A 16,529-nucleotide genomic window follows, 5' to 3' on the forward strand; every position below is an offset into this window, starting at 1 on the left:
TTTTTTTTGACAATACGATGAAATATAACTTTCTGACTACGATAACCTGCACAGAAAAGGTAGTTTTCTGCCAATATGGCAGACTACACCTCGTTTATTGACTGTTGGAATACTAATTGTTATTGACACAACATTGGTTTAAAAACAACTAAAAATTATAGATAATTATGGTAGCTGAAAAAGGTACGATTTCGATTAACACCGAAAACATTTTTCCCATCATCAAAAAGTTTCTTTACTCCGACCACGAGATTTTCTTGCGTGAGTTGGTTTCTAATGCTGTTGACGCTACACAAAAGCTGAAAAAACTGGCCTCAATGGGCGAGTTCGACGGTGAATTAGGCGAATTGAAAGTAACGGTATCAATAGACAAAGAAGCCAAAACCATTACTATCTCAGACAAGGGTATTGGAATGAGCGCTGAGGAAATCAAGAAATACATTAACCAGATTGCGTTCTCAGGCGCTAAGGAGTTTTTAGAAAAATACAAAGATACTCAGGATACCAACCAGATTATCGGTCAGTTTGGTTTAGGTTTTTACTCGGCCTTCATGGTGGCTCAAAACGTAGAGATTATCACCAGGTCTTTCAGAGATGAGCCTGCAGCCCGTTGGATTTGCGACGGCAGCACTGAATTTGAAATTACCGAAGCCGATAAAGCCGAGCGTGGTACTGACATTATTTTACACGTGGCACAAGATTCGGAAGAGTTTCTTGAGAATCACAGAATCAGCCAGATTCTTGAAAAATATGCCAAGTTCCTGCCAGTTGAAATTGAGTTTGACGGTAAAATTGTAAATAATCCGAATCCGATCTGGACAAAATCACCTTCTGAATTAACTGAAGAAGACTATAAAAATTTCTATAAAGAGCTGTACCCTTTCAGTGAAGACCCTCTTTTCTGGATTCATTTGAATGTAGACTATCCGTTTAACCTGACAGGTGTGCTATATTTCCCTAAAATTAAGAAAGACTTTCAGCTGAACCGTGAAAAAGTACAGTTATACAGCCGCCAGGTATTTATTACTGATGATGTAAAAGATGTCGTGCCTGAATTCCTGCAGATGCTTCATGGCGTTATTGACTCACCGGACATCCCGCTGAACGTCTCGCGCAGTTATTTACAAGCTGATGGCAACGTAAAGAAAATCAACTCGCACATTACCAAAAAAGTAGCCGATAAACTGCAGGAGCTGTTCCGTAATGACCGCCAGGGCTTTGAAGAGAAATGGGAAAGCGTGGGTATATTTGTTAAATACGGTATTATTTCAGACGATAAATTCTATGACAGAGCCAAAGAGTTTGCACTTCTGAAAAATGCCGACAACCAGTATTTTACTTTAGATGAATACCGCGAAAAAGTACAGGCTAACCAAAGCGATAAAGATGGCAAAGCAGTATTTTTATATGCAAATGATGCCAACCAGCAAGACGCATTTATTGCCTCGGCCAAAAAACGCGGGTATGATGTTTTAATACTAGACTCGCCGCTTGACGCACACTTTATCAATACGCTGGAATCGAAACTTGAAAAAGTAACCTTTAAACGAGTAGACTCTGACAGCATTGAAAAACTGATAGATAAAGGCCTTAACGTAGAAAGCGTATTAAATGAAGACGAGAAAAAACAGGTAGAAGAATTGTTTAAGGGTATAGTTGGCACCAATACCGTTCAGTTAGAGTCTCTTCCAACCGACGAAATGCCAGTAACTATCATTCAACCTGAGTTTATGCGTCGCTGGAAAGATATGTCACGCGTGAGCGGCCAGAACGATATGTTTGGCATGATGCCTATGGGTGTAAATGTGGTAGTAAATACCAACCATACCCTGATAGATAAATTGCTGAAAACAACAGATGAAGAAGGCAAAAAACAATTGGCTAAACAATTGTATGACCTGGCGCTACTGGCACAAGGTATGTTGTCTGGCAGTGATTTAACCAGATTTGTTGAAAGAACTGTTTCAGCGCTTTAAAATTACTTTGTATATAAAAAATGCCTCATGAGAAACTTCCCGTGAGGCATTTTTTATTTCGCTATCTATTATACAAGTTCCTTTGTTTCCTGTTCTTTTGTTTCCTGTAGTATTTTATGGTAGTAATTTTCATACTTGGGTACAATGTTCGAGATGTCAAATTCCTGCGCATGTGCCAGTGCATTGGCCTTGAAACGAGGCAGGTTTTCATCTTGCAGAATAAACAAGGCATTGCGCACCATGTCTTCAATATCACCTACATTGCTCAAAAACCCGGTTACGCCATGCACATTCAGCTCAGGCAAACCACCTGTATTGGTAGATATAACAGGCACTTCGCAAGCCATTGCTTCTAAGGCGGCTAAGCCAAAGCTCTCTTTTTCAGAGGGCATCAGAAATAAATCAGCTACAGACAGCACCTCTTCAATGGCATCAAGCTTACCCACAAAACGAACGTCTTCACCCAGCCCCAGATCGCGGCTCAATTGTTCCATAGCAGCACGTTCGGGGCCATCACCCACCAGTACCAGCTTGCATGGGGTAAGCACTTTTAGCCTGGCAAAAACTTTGATTATATCATCAATCCGCTTTACTCTTCTAAAATTAGAGGTATGCACCAAAAGTTTTTCGTCGTTCGGGCAAATAATGCGTTTAAAATGCTCTTTTTTCTGTTTCTTGAATCGCTCTAAATCTACAAAATTCGGAATCACCTCAATTTCTTTTCTAACACGGAAAGTGTTGTATGTCTCCTTTTGCAGGTCGGCTGAAACCGTGGTAACACCGTCAGACTCATTAATGCTGAAAGTAACCACCGGCGCTAGCGTGGCGTCTTTACCTACAATGGTAATATCTGTACCATGCAGGGTGGTAATAACAGGCACATTTATACCCTGGCATTTTAAAATTTGCTTGGCCAGAAAAGCCGAGGTAGCATGCGGAATTGCATAATGAACATGCAGAATATCCAGTTTTTCGTATTTCACAACGTCAACCATCTTTCCGGCCAGGGCCGACTCATAAGGCGGATACTGGAAGAGCGGGTAACTGGCAATATTTACTTCGTGGTAAAAAATATTCTCATTGAAGAAATCCAGTCTGGCTGGCTGCGTATAAGTAATAAAGTGTACCTGATGACCGTTTTTTGCAAGCGCTTTGCCTAGTTCTGTGGCAACAACACCACTGCCCCCAAAGGTAGGATAACAAACAATTCCGATTTTCATAGATGCGGTTTAAATCCGTTTTTTTAGTACAACAATTTTTTTCAAAAAAAATCCCAAACTCGTGCATTAAGTATTTGTGATTTTCGAAAGTATAGAAGTTCTTTCAAACTATTTTAGTATTTTTGAGAAAATGAACAAATCTGAGTTTCTGAAAACTATAGCCGCTTTTTTCCGACTGGTTCGTTTAAACAACCTGCTTATTATTGTGCTTACACAATATATGGCCAGAATTTTTTTAGTAGGGCCAAAAGCAGACTGGCAGAGCTACATTTTTGAGTTAAAGCACTTTTTACTGGTTTTCGCTACGGTTTGCATTGCAGCAGCCGGATACATTATTAACGATTATTTTGATATTAAAATAGACCTGGTGAACAAACCACGTGAGGTAATAATCGGTAAAATCATTAGACGGCGCCGGGCTATTCTCAGCCATCAGATACTTAATTTCATAGGCATAGCCATCGGTCTTTTTTTAGGCTTAAAAGTTTTCCTGATTAATGTATTTGCGGTTTCGGCACTCTGGTTTTATTCAGAGAGATTCAAACGGCAGGCTTTTATCGGCAATTTTCTGGTGGCATTTCTTACTGCTTTCTCGCTCATAGTACTGGCGGTCTATTATAAGCAAAACGAAATGCTGGTTAACATTTACGCTCTGTTTGCTTTTTCTATTTCTTTAATTCGTGAAATAATCAAAGACATGGAAGACATCAGGGGTGACGCCCGCTACGGATGCCGTACCCTGCCTATTATTTGGGGTATCAGACGCACCAAAATACTGCTTTATATATTTATTGTAGGCTTTGTGTCTATATTGTTTTTTATGGCATATAGCCTTCATAATCAATACCTGATTATGATTTTCAGCGGGTCAATCATTGTTTTCACCTGGCTGATAAATAAACTATACTGGGCCGACCGCAAGAAAGATTTTACACTGCTAAGCAGAATTTGCAAAATTATTATGATGGGCGGCATAGCCAGTATGATATTTGTCTGACAACAGAAGCAGCCCAGACTTGATACAACAGAACACTTATGGACAGAAAAAAAAATATTGAACGCATTAAAAGCGAAGAGTTTGACATCTGTATTATTGGCGGTGGTGCCAGTGGCGCCGGCTGTGCCCTCGATGCGGCTCTGAGAGGCTTTAAAGTAGCATTGATAGAAAAGAACGATTTTGCCGCTGAAACCTCTTCCAAGTCTACCAAACTGATACACGGCGGCGTAAGGTATTTAGAGCAGGCTTTTAAGAATCTGGATTTCGGACAGTTAAGGCAGGTGCGCCACGGATTGGAAGAGCGCCATATAGTTATAAAAAATGCACCGCATCTGGCTCATCCGCTGGCTCTGATTACCCCCGTTTTCAGCTGGCTGGAAGGTATGTATTTTACTATTGGTTTAACCCTATACGGTTTTTTTGCCAAGAATGATACGCTTCCTAAAGCCAAATGGCTAAGCAAAAAAGAAACGTTTGAGCGAATGCCCACCCTTACCCAACGGCTGCATAGTTCTGTTATGTATTATGACGGACAACTGGATGACGCCAGATATTGCCTGGCATTGGCTCACAGCGCCGACTTACAGGGTGCTGCTACAGTGAATCATGCCGAGGTAATTAGTTTCGGAAAGGATGCTTCCGGTAAATTAAGGTCGGCATTGGTAAAGGATTCATTGACTGATACAACATTCAGTATTCAATCGAAGCTGTTTATTAACTGCACTGGCCCGTTTGCAGACAGTATCAGGCTATTGGCTAACCCTGCCATTGAAAAAAGGCTACGCCCAAGCAAAGGAGTACACATAATGCTGCCTGCTGATGTGCTGAAAAGCAAAGATGCCATGCTGATACCCAAAACCAAAGATGGCCGTGTGGTGTTTGTGATTCCGTTTGAAGGCGATGTTATGGTAGGAACAACCGATGATGAATACCGTGACATTGACAACGAGCCCATTCTGATAAGCCGCGAGGTTGATTTTCTACTTGAAACCCTGGAGCCGTATCTGGCTAAAGTGCCCGATCGTTCAGCCATTAAATCAGGTTTTGGCGGATTACGCCCGCTGATAGCTTCATCAGGCTCTAAAGCCACAAAAAAACTGGTGCGCGACCACGAAGTAGAACACGATGCAACGTCTAACTTGCTAAGCCTGCTTGGTGGTAAATGGACAACCTACCGACTAATGGCTAAGGATACCATAGATGATGCCTGCCAGCTTCTGGAAACCGACATACCTTGTTCTACCGACCAGCACTACCTGGCGGGTGGAGAGAAATATGAATTTGAGCACTGGCAAAGCATACAGAAAGTGCATGGGCTTGCCGAAGACATCTGCCAGCATCTGGTTAAAAAATATGGTACACTGGCTGCAGAAGTTTTAAAATATGCACCCAAAGAAAGAATCCACACCGATTATCCGTTTATTAAGGCAGAGGTATTGTATGCAGTGCAGGTAGAAATGGCTTGCACCCTGCGCGATTTCTTTGCGAGAAGAACAAGGCTGGAACTGCTCGACTGGAAAACCACCTATGACCTAACCCCTGTTGTTGCCGACCTGATGGCAGAACCAATGGGATGGACGGAGCTTCAAAAGCAGGCCGAGGTAAACAATTATCGCCAATTATTAAGCGGTTTTATGCAGCATGCCGGCATCACTACCTGATAGCAAACCTCATTGCAAACCAAGTTTTAGCCACCCAATGAAAAAAAAGCTGTTAGTAATCATTCCCTGCTTTAATGAGGAGGCCTCAATTGCGCAACTGCTAACAGAGCTGACACATTTACAATTGCCTTATGAAATTAACATAGCTGTAGTAAATGACTGCTCAACAGATAACACAATTAGCGTTGCCCGACAATTTGATGTTAAAATTTTAAATCTGGTTGTTAATCTGGGCATTGGCGGTGCGGTACAAACGGGTTATAAGTATGCCAATAGAAATGGCTACGAACTGGCAGTGCAGATGGACGGCGATGGGCAACACCCCGCAGCAGAGTTATCTAAACTGCTTAAACATCAGGAACAAACCCGGGCAAATGTTGTAATAGGCTCCAGATTCTTATTGAAACAGGGCTTTCAGTCGTCTGCACTAAGAAGGAGGGGCATTGCCTATTTTTATAGGCTCAACCAATTGCTTACAGGTAAGCGCATTGTAGATATTACCTCCGGCTTCCGGTTATTTGATAAACAAGCCATCGCATTTGCCGCAGAGAATTATCCTGACGAATACCCTGAGCCTGAATCATTGGTTATGTTTGCCAAAGCCGGGCTACATATTGAAGAAATACCAGTGGTAATGAAAAACAGACAAGGTGGCCAGTCTTCTATTCGGTCACTTTCAAGTATTTACTACATGATTAAAGTTACGCTGGCTATGTTTTTTGCTTATATAAGAAAATAGCCATTACTACTGGCGAAAAAAGAAAACCCTGATATCAGCTTCAGTATTTTTAATAACAGGTTTCAATAACATAAGCGCATTACTGATTGCAAATGCTTTTGCCTTGCTTATCTGATTATCTGCCAAAATGCGTTCTTTAATGCTCGAAAAATCTAAAGTTTCCAGTCTGAAATCCTTAAGCAGCCTGAAGCCATATTTGTCGAAATAAGCGGTCAGATTTACGGGGTTAAAATAATTGATATGCGGGCTATGAAAACTAAACTGCCACAGGCGCTCCAGGTATGATTTTACTTTCAGATAATAAAGCGCTTTGGCAACCCGATAAAAGAACCCGTTACTCATTGGGATATTGACAATCAGAACTCCGTCTTTTTTCAGGTCTCTCTTAATGCTCAGCAACAAGCTTTCTAAATCAGTAATATGCTCAAAAACGTCGTTAAATATGATAAAATCATAGCCTGCCGAAGAATCTTTAGCTACATCAGGATAAAAACCATGCACTACTTTCAGGTTGTTTTGCTTGTAGTAGGGTGTAAATGTGGTTTCCGGTTCAATGCCCATACAATCAATGCCATTGGCTTTGCAAACTTCCAGCCACCAGCCATTGCCGCTGCCAATTTCAAGTCCGCTAATAGCTGCCTCGTTTTTAAAGTAATTATCTTTCAACTCTTTTATAATCAGTTGAAAGTTATGTAATCGGAGTTGCTTCAAGCCTATCTCGCGGCTATCCTCTTCGAGACTAGACCTGAACGATAAATCAAAATCGGCATCAGACGAATACAAATCACATACACTGCAATGGTATACGTTATGTCTCAATTCAAATTTTAAATCCTGCTTATTTCCACACACAATGCATGTAGCTTGGTTCATCTATTTACCGGTTTATTTCATTCTTTTTAATTTCGGCCATTTTCAGGTTATTTTTTGCCAGTTCAAAATTGGGACTTAAATCAACTGCCTTTTGCAAATAAGGGATGGCCTTGTCATATTCTTTTAATACATTATAGGCCGAACCTATATTATTATAAGCCTCGGGGTAATAGGGCCTCAGTTTTATAGCCTCTGTTGCTATTTTTATACTCTGCCGTAATTCTCCGGCCAAATAATAATTAAAGCTTAAACTCAGGTATTTTTCGGGGCTTGGGTCTAACCTGATGCGCTCCATTTCATAGCTAAGCCTGCTTTGGCGTCTGGCTGATGAGGCTTTAAAAACCAATGCCTCCGTATTACCTGGCACGCGCTTTAAAGTTTCGTAAGCAAGTTCATGCAGTTTATCATAGTGCTGCTGGCGGTCATATATACGCATAAGTAACTCAGAGGCAGGAATATATCCGGGTGCAATTTTGCTGGTGTTTAATAAAGCCTGAATGGCCTCCGGGTATCGGCCCTGATTAAACAGGAACCTGGCATAATAATACCATGAATCAGCATTTTTGTTATTAAAAAGCAAGGCATTTTTAAAGTGAGATTCTGCTATGGCGCTATCGCCCTGCGCTTCTTTTAGCACCCCCATATTTATATGCAGGGTATAATAACCAGGTGTTAGAACCAGAGCCTTGTTGAAATATTTTTCAGCTGTTTCAAAATCATTTTTGCCCATTTTGGAAATACCGTAGTTCATCAGCCCACGCGCATTTTCAGGGCTTTTAATAGTAACATCATACCACAGGCTTTCTTCAGTATGCCACACTTTATTTCTCTGGTAAGTGCCCGCACCATAGCCTAGCAGCACCACTACAAAAATTGCAACGGTAGCACCGGTATGCTTTTTAAAAAAGTTTTTGTAAGGCATCATAAATAAAGCCATTGCCCAAACCACGCTCATGATCAAACCCACAAATGGAAAAAACATCCGGTGGTCGTTCATTACCTCACCCAGCGGAATCACACTCGAAGATGGCACCAGCGCCAGAAAAAACCATATAATACCAAAGCTGATTGGCCTTGTTCTGGCATTTTTTGAAAACCATATTGCCAGCACCAGCATAACAGCTAAAAATACTATCCCTACAAAAAAACGGATTTCCCAGATACTGCTTAATACTTTCCAGTCGGTATCAGCATTCAGGTGAACAGGCAGAAACAATGAACTAAAATAATAAGCAATTACAAAAGGCTGCGAAATTAGGTAATGCCATGCAGAGGTACCTCCGGCCTCCCAGGTTTTAGGTGTCAATCTGTCTATCCACATATATAGCAAAGCACAAACAACAAAGGCAGGCAGGGTTCTGGCAACGGCATTCAGTATTTGTCTGAAATGCTTTACTCTGAAAAAATCGGTCAGGCTAAGATTCTTTTCGAACAAAATGACATAAAAAAACAAAATAGGCGCAAACATAACAGCCGTAGGTTTGGCTAAAGCACCTATTGTAACAGGTATAAGATACAGGAAAGTTCTACGGCAAAACCCTGAACGCGCATACATCACAAAAGCCAACACCACAAAAAATGTTGACAGGGTATCTGAGCGGGCTATCACATAGTTGACCGTCTCGGCCATTGCCGGGTGCAGCAAATACCAGGCTACGGCAGCCAGAGCAATGAAATAATTATAACCGCTTTGAGATGAAACATCGAATACCTTCTTAAACAGCAGGAGCATCAGCCAGCCCTGAACCAGAAATATAATAAACGTAAGCAAATGAAAATAGAAAAGATTATAGCCGTTGCCCAGCCAGTAATCTATGGCAAGAGACGTGGTAACAACAGGACGATAGGCCTGATTAGCCGGGAGTGTACTGAAAGTAGTGGCATCTTTAAAAAAAAGCGGAATGTTTTTGAGGCTTCTGATGTACAGGTTATTAACAACCGTGTGGAAGTCATCAAAATGAAATGCATTATAAAAATGATTGCTGTAAACAATACAGGTAACCAAAACAACTAAAGCGAAATAATGCCAGGGTAAGTTAAAGTACCTTTTCATTTAAGACAATTTAATAGGTATGGTATGCAGCGGGAAGATTGAACACCCCGCTGCAATGGATTTACAGTTTAATGACTGACTGCATGTTCCACCAGATAAAAGCATAAATATCTGCCATTTGCTCAATATTTTTGGCTGTATTGCTTGCCCCATGACCCGAGTTGGTATCAATTCTGATTAACAACGGGTTAGTGGTGCTTTTGCCGGCTTTTGCCTGTAACATGGCTGCATATTTAAAAGAGTGTGCAGGTACTACGCGGTCGTCATGGTCGGCAGTGGTAATGAGCGTAGCCGGATAGTTTACACCCGACTTGATATTATGCAATGGTGAGTAAGCATATAAGACCTTGAACTCATCAGCGTTGTCAGACGAACCATAATCGGCAATCCAGTTCCAGCCGATGGTAAATTTCTGAAAACGGAGCATGTCCATCACCCCTACCTGCGGAATAGCAACTTTGGCCAATTCGGGTCTCTGGTTAATTACCGCACCTACCAGAAGCCCGCCGTTTGAGCCACCCCTTAAAGCCAGGTGGGCATTATCGCAGTATTTCTGTGCTATCAGGTATTCACCGGCGGCTATAAAATCATCAAATACATTTTGCTTTTTCAGTTTCATGCCCTGTTCATGCCATTTTTCGCCATATTCACTTCCGCCGCGTAAGTTCGCCTGTGCATATACGCCTCCCTGTTCCAGAAACGGAATAAGCAACGGACTAAAAGCGGGGTTCAGACTAATATTAAAGCCTCCGTATCCATACAGCAACGTAGGGTTTTGTCCGTTCAGCTTAATTCCCTTCTTATAAACAATAAACATTGGCACCTGGGTACCATCTTTACTGGTATAAAACACCTGTTTGGTTTCAAAATCAGTGGCTTTAAAATCAACTTCAGGCGCCCGGAACACAGCGCTTTGCCTGGTGCCCAGATTATAACTAAAAATAGTTGACGGATAATTGAAAGAAGTAAAAGTATAAAACACTTCTTTGTCGTCCGCATTGCCACCAAAGCCGGAGGCAGTTCCAAGACCTGGCAATTTAATCTCGTTTTCAAGTTTACCTTTTACATCATATACATAAGCGCGGGTGGTTACGTCTTTCATGTAGGTAAGAAACAACTTTCCACCTGCAACACTTGCCGACTGCAGCGGTTCTGTTTTTTCTGCCACTACCGATTTCCAGATGCCATTTGCTGTATCAAAATTCTCTATTTTTTCGTTCTTGGCATCTTTATTCGTCTGTATCAGCAAAGTTTTACCTACGTTTTCAATTACGCTATACGAGAAATCGGTTACCTCTGCCACAACCGGTTTGAACGACTTTGAGCCGGATTCTTTATAAAACAACGCATTGCCGTCTTTTCCTTTGCCTCTGTCGCTTACATACAATACTGCATACAATTCATCTTCGGTAGTGCTTACGGTATGAAATCGCTGTGGGTTAGCCTTGTCTTCAAATACCAGTTCATCGGCATCCTGGGTTGTGCCAATTTTATGATAAAACACCTGATGGTTCTCATTTTTAGCAGCCAGTGCGCTGCCATCCGGTTTCGGGTACCTGCTGTAGTAAAAACCATTACCCTGCCAGGCAATGCCAGATACCTTTACCCATTCTACTTTATCGGCAAGATTCTGCTTGCTGTTAACATCCATGATGAAGATATCCTGCCAGTCTGACCCACCCTTAGACAAGGCATAAGCTGCATACCTGCCGTCTTTAGAAAGTGTAAATTGCGCCAGCCGGGTTGTACCGTCTTTTGATAAACTGTTGGGGTCAAGCACTACTTCCGGCACACCGTTTAATCCTTTTTGCCGGTATAAAACCGATTGATTCTGCAGCCCGTCGTTCTTATAAAAGTAGTACCATTCGCCTTTACGGCTGGGTGCCGAATACTTGGCATAATTATAGATTTTCTCTAATCTTTTCTTGATTCCCTCCCGATAGGGTATCTTCTCAAGGTACGAGAACGATAATTGGTTCTGTTGTTTTACCCATTCAGCAGTTTCAGCAGACCGGTCGTCTTCCAGCCATCGGTAAGGGTCTTCTACAATTGTGCCATGATAATTATCTTTTTGGTCAACCGTATGAGTTAACGGGTAGTTTAATTGTGCCATTACAAAACAAGGAAAAATAAAAAAAATAGCGGTTAGTATCTGGTTTGGTTTATTCATAGTAAGAGATGATTTTTATACTACAAAGTAAAGAATATTCTGCCAATTACCATTCTTCAGGCCATATTCAGGACACACAAAAGGCCTCAAACTCAAGCCATTTTCTGGCAAGACCTGAAATTTTATGATTGCGTTGCAATGGGTTCACAATCTTTTTTAAAAATTGTTGGGCAGAAGGCATAAAAAATGAGCCCAGTCATTGGTAAGAAAGAGTTGGAGAATGACCAGATTTACATTCAAATTAAGAAAGAATCACCCTATCAACAATAATGAACCGGTATCAAAAAGCCCGTTCAATTTGTTTTTTCTTATTCCAGGGTGCAGTTGTCTGGCGCGAGAGGTCATATAAAAACCATAAAACAACAGCCAGAAATACTAGAAATATTATTCTGAAGATAAGGCGATTACGATTACCCGTAGTATTATTTTTCATTTCATTCATTAAAAAATCAAACTAAGCTTTGGCTATAGTGCCCGGCGACCAGTAAAACAAAAATCTACCGCTTTTGTTCGAAATCTCATTCCAATTTACGTCTTCAAATTCAATGGCTACTACGCTGGCCTTTTCCATAGACCCGCCAATATCGGCACGGGTAAGGTATTCGGCAAAAAAAGTAATATCCGGATTATGCCCGAAAATAGCCACCGATTTAACTTTCTCATCTAAATTATTAACAGCAGCCAGATAAGCCCTTGCACCGCCGCCGTAAATGGCCTCATCCAGTTTAATTTCATCAGCATCTACATGTAGTTGCTCGGCAAAAATCTTGGCTGTAGACTTACAACGGTCAGCTTCACTGCTTATCAGAAGTTCAATTTTTATGTTATTTTCTGCCAGATGCTTACCCATACGGGCGGCTTCGATGATACCATGTGAAGTAAGGATACGGTCAAAATCCCGGAACATCGGGGTATTACCTCCTTCTTCAGCAGTGGCGTGTCGAACCAAATAAAGCAGTTTCTTCATATTTTCCATGGTTTTGGCACGAATATACAAGCATTATCAGAAAAAAAATTAATTTTTTCTGAATAATTCATAAAAAATAATGTGGCGCATTTGTCACGATATTAAATAATAAAAATCATTATTTGCAGGCACTTACAGTATTCACAAAAAATTATATTTGTACCTTATATAAATAAAACGTTACAGGCATTTTTATGATAGATTACAACCCCCGCAACTGGTGGAAGTTTATTTTTTACTTCCATAAGGCCGATACCTTCAGGAAACTCCTACCTGCAATGATGGGGCTGGCAGCCTACACAGCCACTTTTGCGTACCTGGAAAACAACATTCTGCATTATTCGCCAATTAAAAATCCGCTTACTATTCATTCTCTGGTTGGTTTCGTGCTATCGTTATTACTGGTTTTCAGAACCAATACTGCCTATGACCGCTGGTGGGAAGGGAGAAAAATATGGGGATCGTTTACCAATAACTCGAGAAACTTTGCCCTAAAACTGGCAACTTTATTGCCAGAAAAGCATCCTTCGAGAGAAACATTCAGAATTTTAATTGGTAACTATGTACATACCGTGAAAGACCACCTGAGAGGCCGGGTAAACCTTGAACATCTGGAATTTACAGAAAAATATAACAGAGAATACTATAAAGACTTTAAACACATACCCAACCGTATAGCCCGGGCCATTTATACAGAAATTTATCAGTTGCATAGCGAAGGAATGTTTAATGCCGAACTATTACTATCATTGAACAATGAGTTATCGTCCTTTACGGATAACCTTGGAGCTTGCGAGCGAATTAAAAATACGCCTATTCCGGTTTCTTATAATATTTTTATCAAGAAAATTATCTTTATTTACGTGTTCACTATGCCATTTACGGCAGTGCTTGAGTTCAAGTTCTGGTCAATACCTATTGTTACCCTGGTGTTTTATGCATTTGCCGGTATAGAAATTATGGCAGAAGAAATTGAAGAGCCATTTGGTACAGACGCCAACGACCTGGGGCTTGATTCCATCGTGAAAAATATCAAGGGCAACCTGGCTGAGATTTTGTAATCTTGCACATTTGCAGATTAAAATTTTATGCTCAAAACAAAAACCGCAACGATTCGTTAGTAAAATACGTCAATATCAACAGAACGCTAAATAATAATTTATATGAAGTTTTCTCCTGCCAAATTTCTCATTCTGGGTCTGTTTCTTACTGCAAGCGTATGGTCGTGTAAAGTAGAAAACAATCCTACGCCTTCTACAACGGGCAGTAATGGTAATTCAACAGACCAAACCAATAACACAGTTAATGAATGGATTTATGATAATATGAAATTTTATTATCTGTGGACAGACCAAATGCCAGCCAAAACTGCTACCAACCTTACGCTTACACCAGATAAATATTTTGAAACTATTTTGAACGACTACCCGAATACTGACAGGTTTTCGTGGATTCAGGAAGACGTAGATGCACTTACAGCATCATTGAATGGTATCAACAAGGTTTTTGGTATGAGTTACTACATTTACTATCTTGATAATACCCAGACAACCGTAGGTTTCTTTATCAATTATGTGGTGAAAGGCAGCCCTGCAGAAAAAGCAGGACTGAAAAGAGGAGATATTATTTTAAGTGTAAACGGAACCCAGCTGGATAAAAACAATTACGATGCGCTCAGAAACCTTGAAACGGCCTCTTTCGGACTGGGAACAATAAGCAATGGTGCAGTTGTTTCTAACGGTGTTACTACCACCCAGATAACTAAAGTTGAAATTCAAGACAACCCTGTTCATTACTGGAAAGTAATTGAAAAAGGAAATAAAAAAATAGGTTATCTGGTTTACCGTCAGTTTATCAGCTCTTTTGATGCTAACCTAAGACAGGTATTTGCAGAATTTAAAAGCAAAGGCGTAAATGAGTTGGTGCTTGATTTAAGGGTAAACGGAGGCGGTTACATTTCATCGGCCGATGTGTTGTCTTCGCTGATTGTGAAGAACCTTAACACAGATAACGTAATTCATTATGACCAGTGGAATGCCAATATCACTGCCAAGTATCCTTCGTATTCAACACCTTCAAAATTCAGAAACGAACCCAACAATTTAGGTACGCTTAACCGCCTGTTTGTGCTTACCTCAACCGGCACTGCATCTGCCAGCGAACTGGTAATTAATGGTCTGAGGCCTTACATGGATGTGATACTGATAGGAGACCATACCTATGGCAAAAACGTTGGTTCTGTAACCCTGCAGGATGACAGAAGCCCCAAACGCTGGAAATGGGGCATGCAACCCATAGTTTTGAAAACCTTTAACTCAAAAGGCGAATCTAATTATGGCACGAAAAATGGATTTACCCCAGACTACTCAGTAAAAGACCTGTCGCCATTTAAGGTTTGGGGCGATGAGTCTGACCCTTTGCTTGGCAAAGCCATTGAGTTAATTACGGGTCAGGTTGCCCAAACTGATGCATCGCCTAATGCCAGAAAATCAATCCTGGACATGGGCGAACCTCTGAAGGTAAACGTTTCAGAAAACCCATACCAGAACATAAAAGATATGTTTATTACAATGCCTAAATAAATCTCGGGTATTGTATTTGAAACAGGCGGTGGGTTCTCTCCTACCGCCTGTTTTTTTTAGGCCAAGTTGATTTTGTTCAGAGCCAATTTAACCGCAGCTATACCCTCTGGACATTGAAAAACCACAAAAAAAAATGCCCCTGGCTATTACCAGAGGCACTCACTGTTAATTGTTTATATCTTTACTGTTTATCTTACATCAAAAGTACCACGCCCGATGCTGAATCCTTCTGAATACAATTCTACAGTATATTTGCCTTTTTCGTAAGCACTACCGCGAGAATAAACGAAGTCTACATTCTGCCCTGTGTTATCATACATAACGGTTTGTTTAGAAGTATAAACGGTCTCATTGCCGCCAAATGTAAACGTGCCCGAGCCAGTAGCCATGTCAGATATAACGTTGCCTTTAGGGTCAAGCAATCTCAGGTATATTACCTTATCTTCTTTCTTGGTTAGTGGGTTTTCGGCCAGTTTAAACGAAATTCTTACTTTGTCTACTCTTTTGGCTTTGTAAGCGCCACCGTCACGTTCTCTTCCTCTTGAGTTGATGGCGTTTACACTTACATTCATAGCCTTCAAGGCTGCTGCCAGTGTTACCTTTTCTGTTAATTCTCTGTTTTTAACAGTTGTGCTGTAAACCGAGTCAGACAATGCCTGTTTATCTGTTCTAAGGCTACTGTTTTCTGATTTCAGTGTGGTGTTTTCAGAGCCTAATGTCTGGTTTTGCGTTGTTAGCACTGAGTTCTCTTCTCTCAGTTTGGCTATTTCGGCATCTTTTTCGGTAAGAGCAGCCTCATAGTCTTTAATTTTAGATTCGTATTGTTTAATACTTACGTTTTTTGAGTTTATTAAATTTTTCTTGTCTTGCTCTAACTGAACTTTCAAGGCTTGTAAATCCTCTACCTGACCACCCAAAGCCTGCACTTCAGCAATTTTTGCATCTAACTGTACGGCAATTGAATCAAGTTTAGAGTTGGTAAGGAGGAGTTCTTTGGTTTTCTGCGATATATTCACAGTTTTTGAGTCAATGTCCTGACGTGCATTGAAATACAGGAAGCCAAAAAGTGCCGCTAATGCACAGGCTAAAACAAGTCCGGCAGTTAAGGCCGTGTTACTTCTTCTTTCTTGATTTTGTTCCATAGAAATCTGAATATTTAGTATTTAACAGTTTAGGCTTACTAACGACAAAGTTAGCCTTTTATTGAATTGATTTCAGAAAATTATCGAAAATGCCGTTATTTTTTTCGTGAAATTCTAGCCGAATTTCTATTTTCGTGAAACTTTGATAA

At 40.7% G+C, this 16,529-nt stretch carries 12 protein-coding genes; 6 read left to right on the forward strand and 6 right to left on the reverse strand.

The genetic code is table 11. The features are described 5' to 3' along the window. The first annotated feature begins 167 nt into the window (after positions 1 to 167). Positions 168 to 1,976, forward strand: coding sequence for a molecular chaperone HtpG (gene htpG, locus C0V77_RS05805; protein ID WP_101725377.1), 1,809 nt, complete (start codon positions 168 to 170; stop codon positions 1,974 to 1,976). Positions 1,977 to 2,044: 68 nt separating this feature from the next. Here htpG and bshA read toward each other — a convergent pair whose 3' ends face one another. Continuing rightward, positions 2,045 to 3,196 carry an N-acetyl-alpha-D-glucosaminyl L-malate synthase BshA gene (bshA, locus tag C0V77_RS05810; RefSeq protein WP_101725378.1) on the reverse strand — a complete coding sequence of 384 codons (1,152 nt, stop codon included), beginning with the start codon at positions 3,194 to 3,196 and terminating at the stop codon, positions 2,045 to 2,047. A 130-nt stretch (positions 3,197 to 3,326) separates the two neighbouring features. Between bshA and C0V77_RS05815 the strand changes: the two genes are divergently transcribed. The 3 genes from C0V77_RS05815 to C0V77_RS05825 are packed head-to-tail and all read left to right on the forward strand — an operon-like array spanning position 3,327 to position 6,593. Next, positions 3,327 to 4,193 (forward strand): geranylgeranylglycerol-phosphate geranylgeranyltransferase, encoded by an 867-nt coding sequence (locus C0V77_RS05815; RefSeq protein ID WP_101725510.1) that lies wholly within the window; start codon positions 3,327 to 3,329, stop codon positions 4,191 to 4,193. 38 nt (positions 4,194 to 4,231) lie between these two features. After that, positions 4,232 to 5,854 (forward strand): glycerol-3-phosphate dehydrogenase/oxidase, encoded by a 1,623-nt coding sequence (locus C0V77_RS05820; RefSeq protein ID WP_101725379.1) that lies wholly within the window; start codon positions 4,232 to 4,234, stop codon positions 5,852 to 5,854. Between the two features lie 37 nt (positions 5,855 to 5,891). Further along, positions 5,892 to 6,593: a glycosyltransferase family 2 protein gene (locus C0V77_RS05825; protein ID WP_101725380.1), complete on the forward strand. Its 702-nt coding sequence runs from the start codon at positions 5,892 to 5,894 to the stop codon at positions 6,591 to 6,593. A 6-nt stretch (positions 6,594 to 6,599) separates the two neighbouring features. On the opposite strand, the gene C0V77_RS05830 is transcribed toward C0V77_RS05825, so the two are convergent. The 4 genes from C0V77_RS05830 to C0V77_RS05845 form a co-directional block, all read right to left on the reverse strand. Continuing rightward, positions 6,600 to 7,466: a class I SAM-dependent methyltransferase gene (locus C0V77_RS05830; RefSeq protein ID WP_101725381.1), complete on the reverse strand. Its 867-nt coding sequence runs from the start codon at positions 7,464 to 7,466 to the stop codon at positions 6,600 to 6,602. A gap of 4 nt (positions 7,467 to 7,470) precedes the next feature. Next, positions 7,471 to 9,519, reverse strand: a complete 2,049-nt coding sequence (locus C0V77_RS05835; RefSeq protein WP_101725382.1) for a lipopolysaccharide assembly protein LapB — start codon at positions 9,517 to 9,519, stop codon at positions 7,471 to 7,473. A gap of 61 nt (positions 9,520 to 9,580) precedes the next feature. Continuing rightward, positions 9,581 to 11,632 carry a prolyl oligopeptidase family protein gene (locus tag C0V77_RS05840; protein WP_229236216.1) on the reverse strand — a complete coding sequence of 684 codons (2,052 nt, stop codon included), beginning with the start codon at positions 11,630 to 11,632 and terminating at the stop codon, positions 9,581 to 9,583. 511 nt (positions 11,633 to 12,143) lie between these two features. Then, on the reverse strand, positions 12,144 to 12,656 hold the full coding sequence (locus C0V77_RS05845; protein ID WP_173830524.1) for a histidine phosphatase family protein: 513 nt from the start codon (positions 12,654 to 12,656) through the stop codon (positions 12,144 to 12,146). A 194-nt stretch (positions 12,657 to 12,850) separates the two neighbouring features. Here C0V77_RS05845 and C0V77_RS05850 point away from each other — a divergent pair, with 194 nt between their 5' ends. Beyond that, positions 12,851 to 13,717 carry a bestrophin family protein gene (locus C0V77_RS05850; RefSeq protein WP_101725385.1) on the forward strand — a complete coding sequence of 289 codons (867 nt, stop codon included), beginning with the start codon at positions 12,851 to 12,853 and terminating at the stop codon, positions 13,715 to 13,717. A gap of 102 nt (positions 13,718 to 13,819) precedes the next feature. Then, positions 13,820 to 15,238: a S41 family peptidase gene (locus C0V77_RS05855; protein WP_101725386.1), complete on the forward strand. Its 1,419-nt coding sequence runs from the start codon at positions 13,820 to 13,822 to the stop codon at positions 15,236 to 15,238. Between the two features lie 188 nt (positions 15,239 to 15,426). Here the strand turns inward: C0V77_RS05855 and C0V77_RS05860 are convergent, their stop codons facing one another. Continuing rightward, positions 15,427 to 16,380 carry a hypothetical protein gene (locus C0V77_RS05860; protein WP_101725387.1) on the reverse strand — a complete coding sequence of 318 codons (954 nt, stop codon included), beginning with the start codon at positions 16,378 to 16,380 and terminating at the stop codon, positions 15,427 to 15,429. Positions 16,381 to 16,529 lie beyond the last annotated feature (149 nt).

The organism is Emticicia sp. TH156 (assembly GCF_002855535.1).
GTDB lineage: Bacteria > Bacteroidota > Bacteroidia > Cytophagales > Spirosomataceae > Emticicia > Emticicia fluvialis.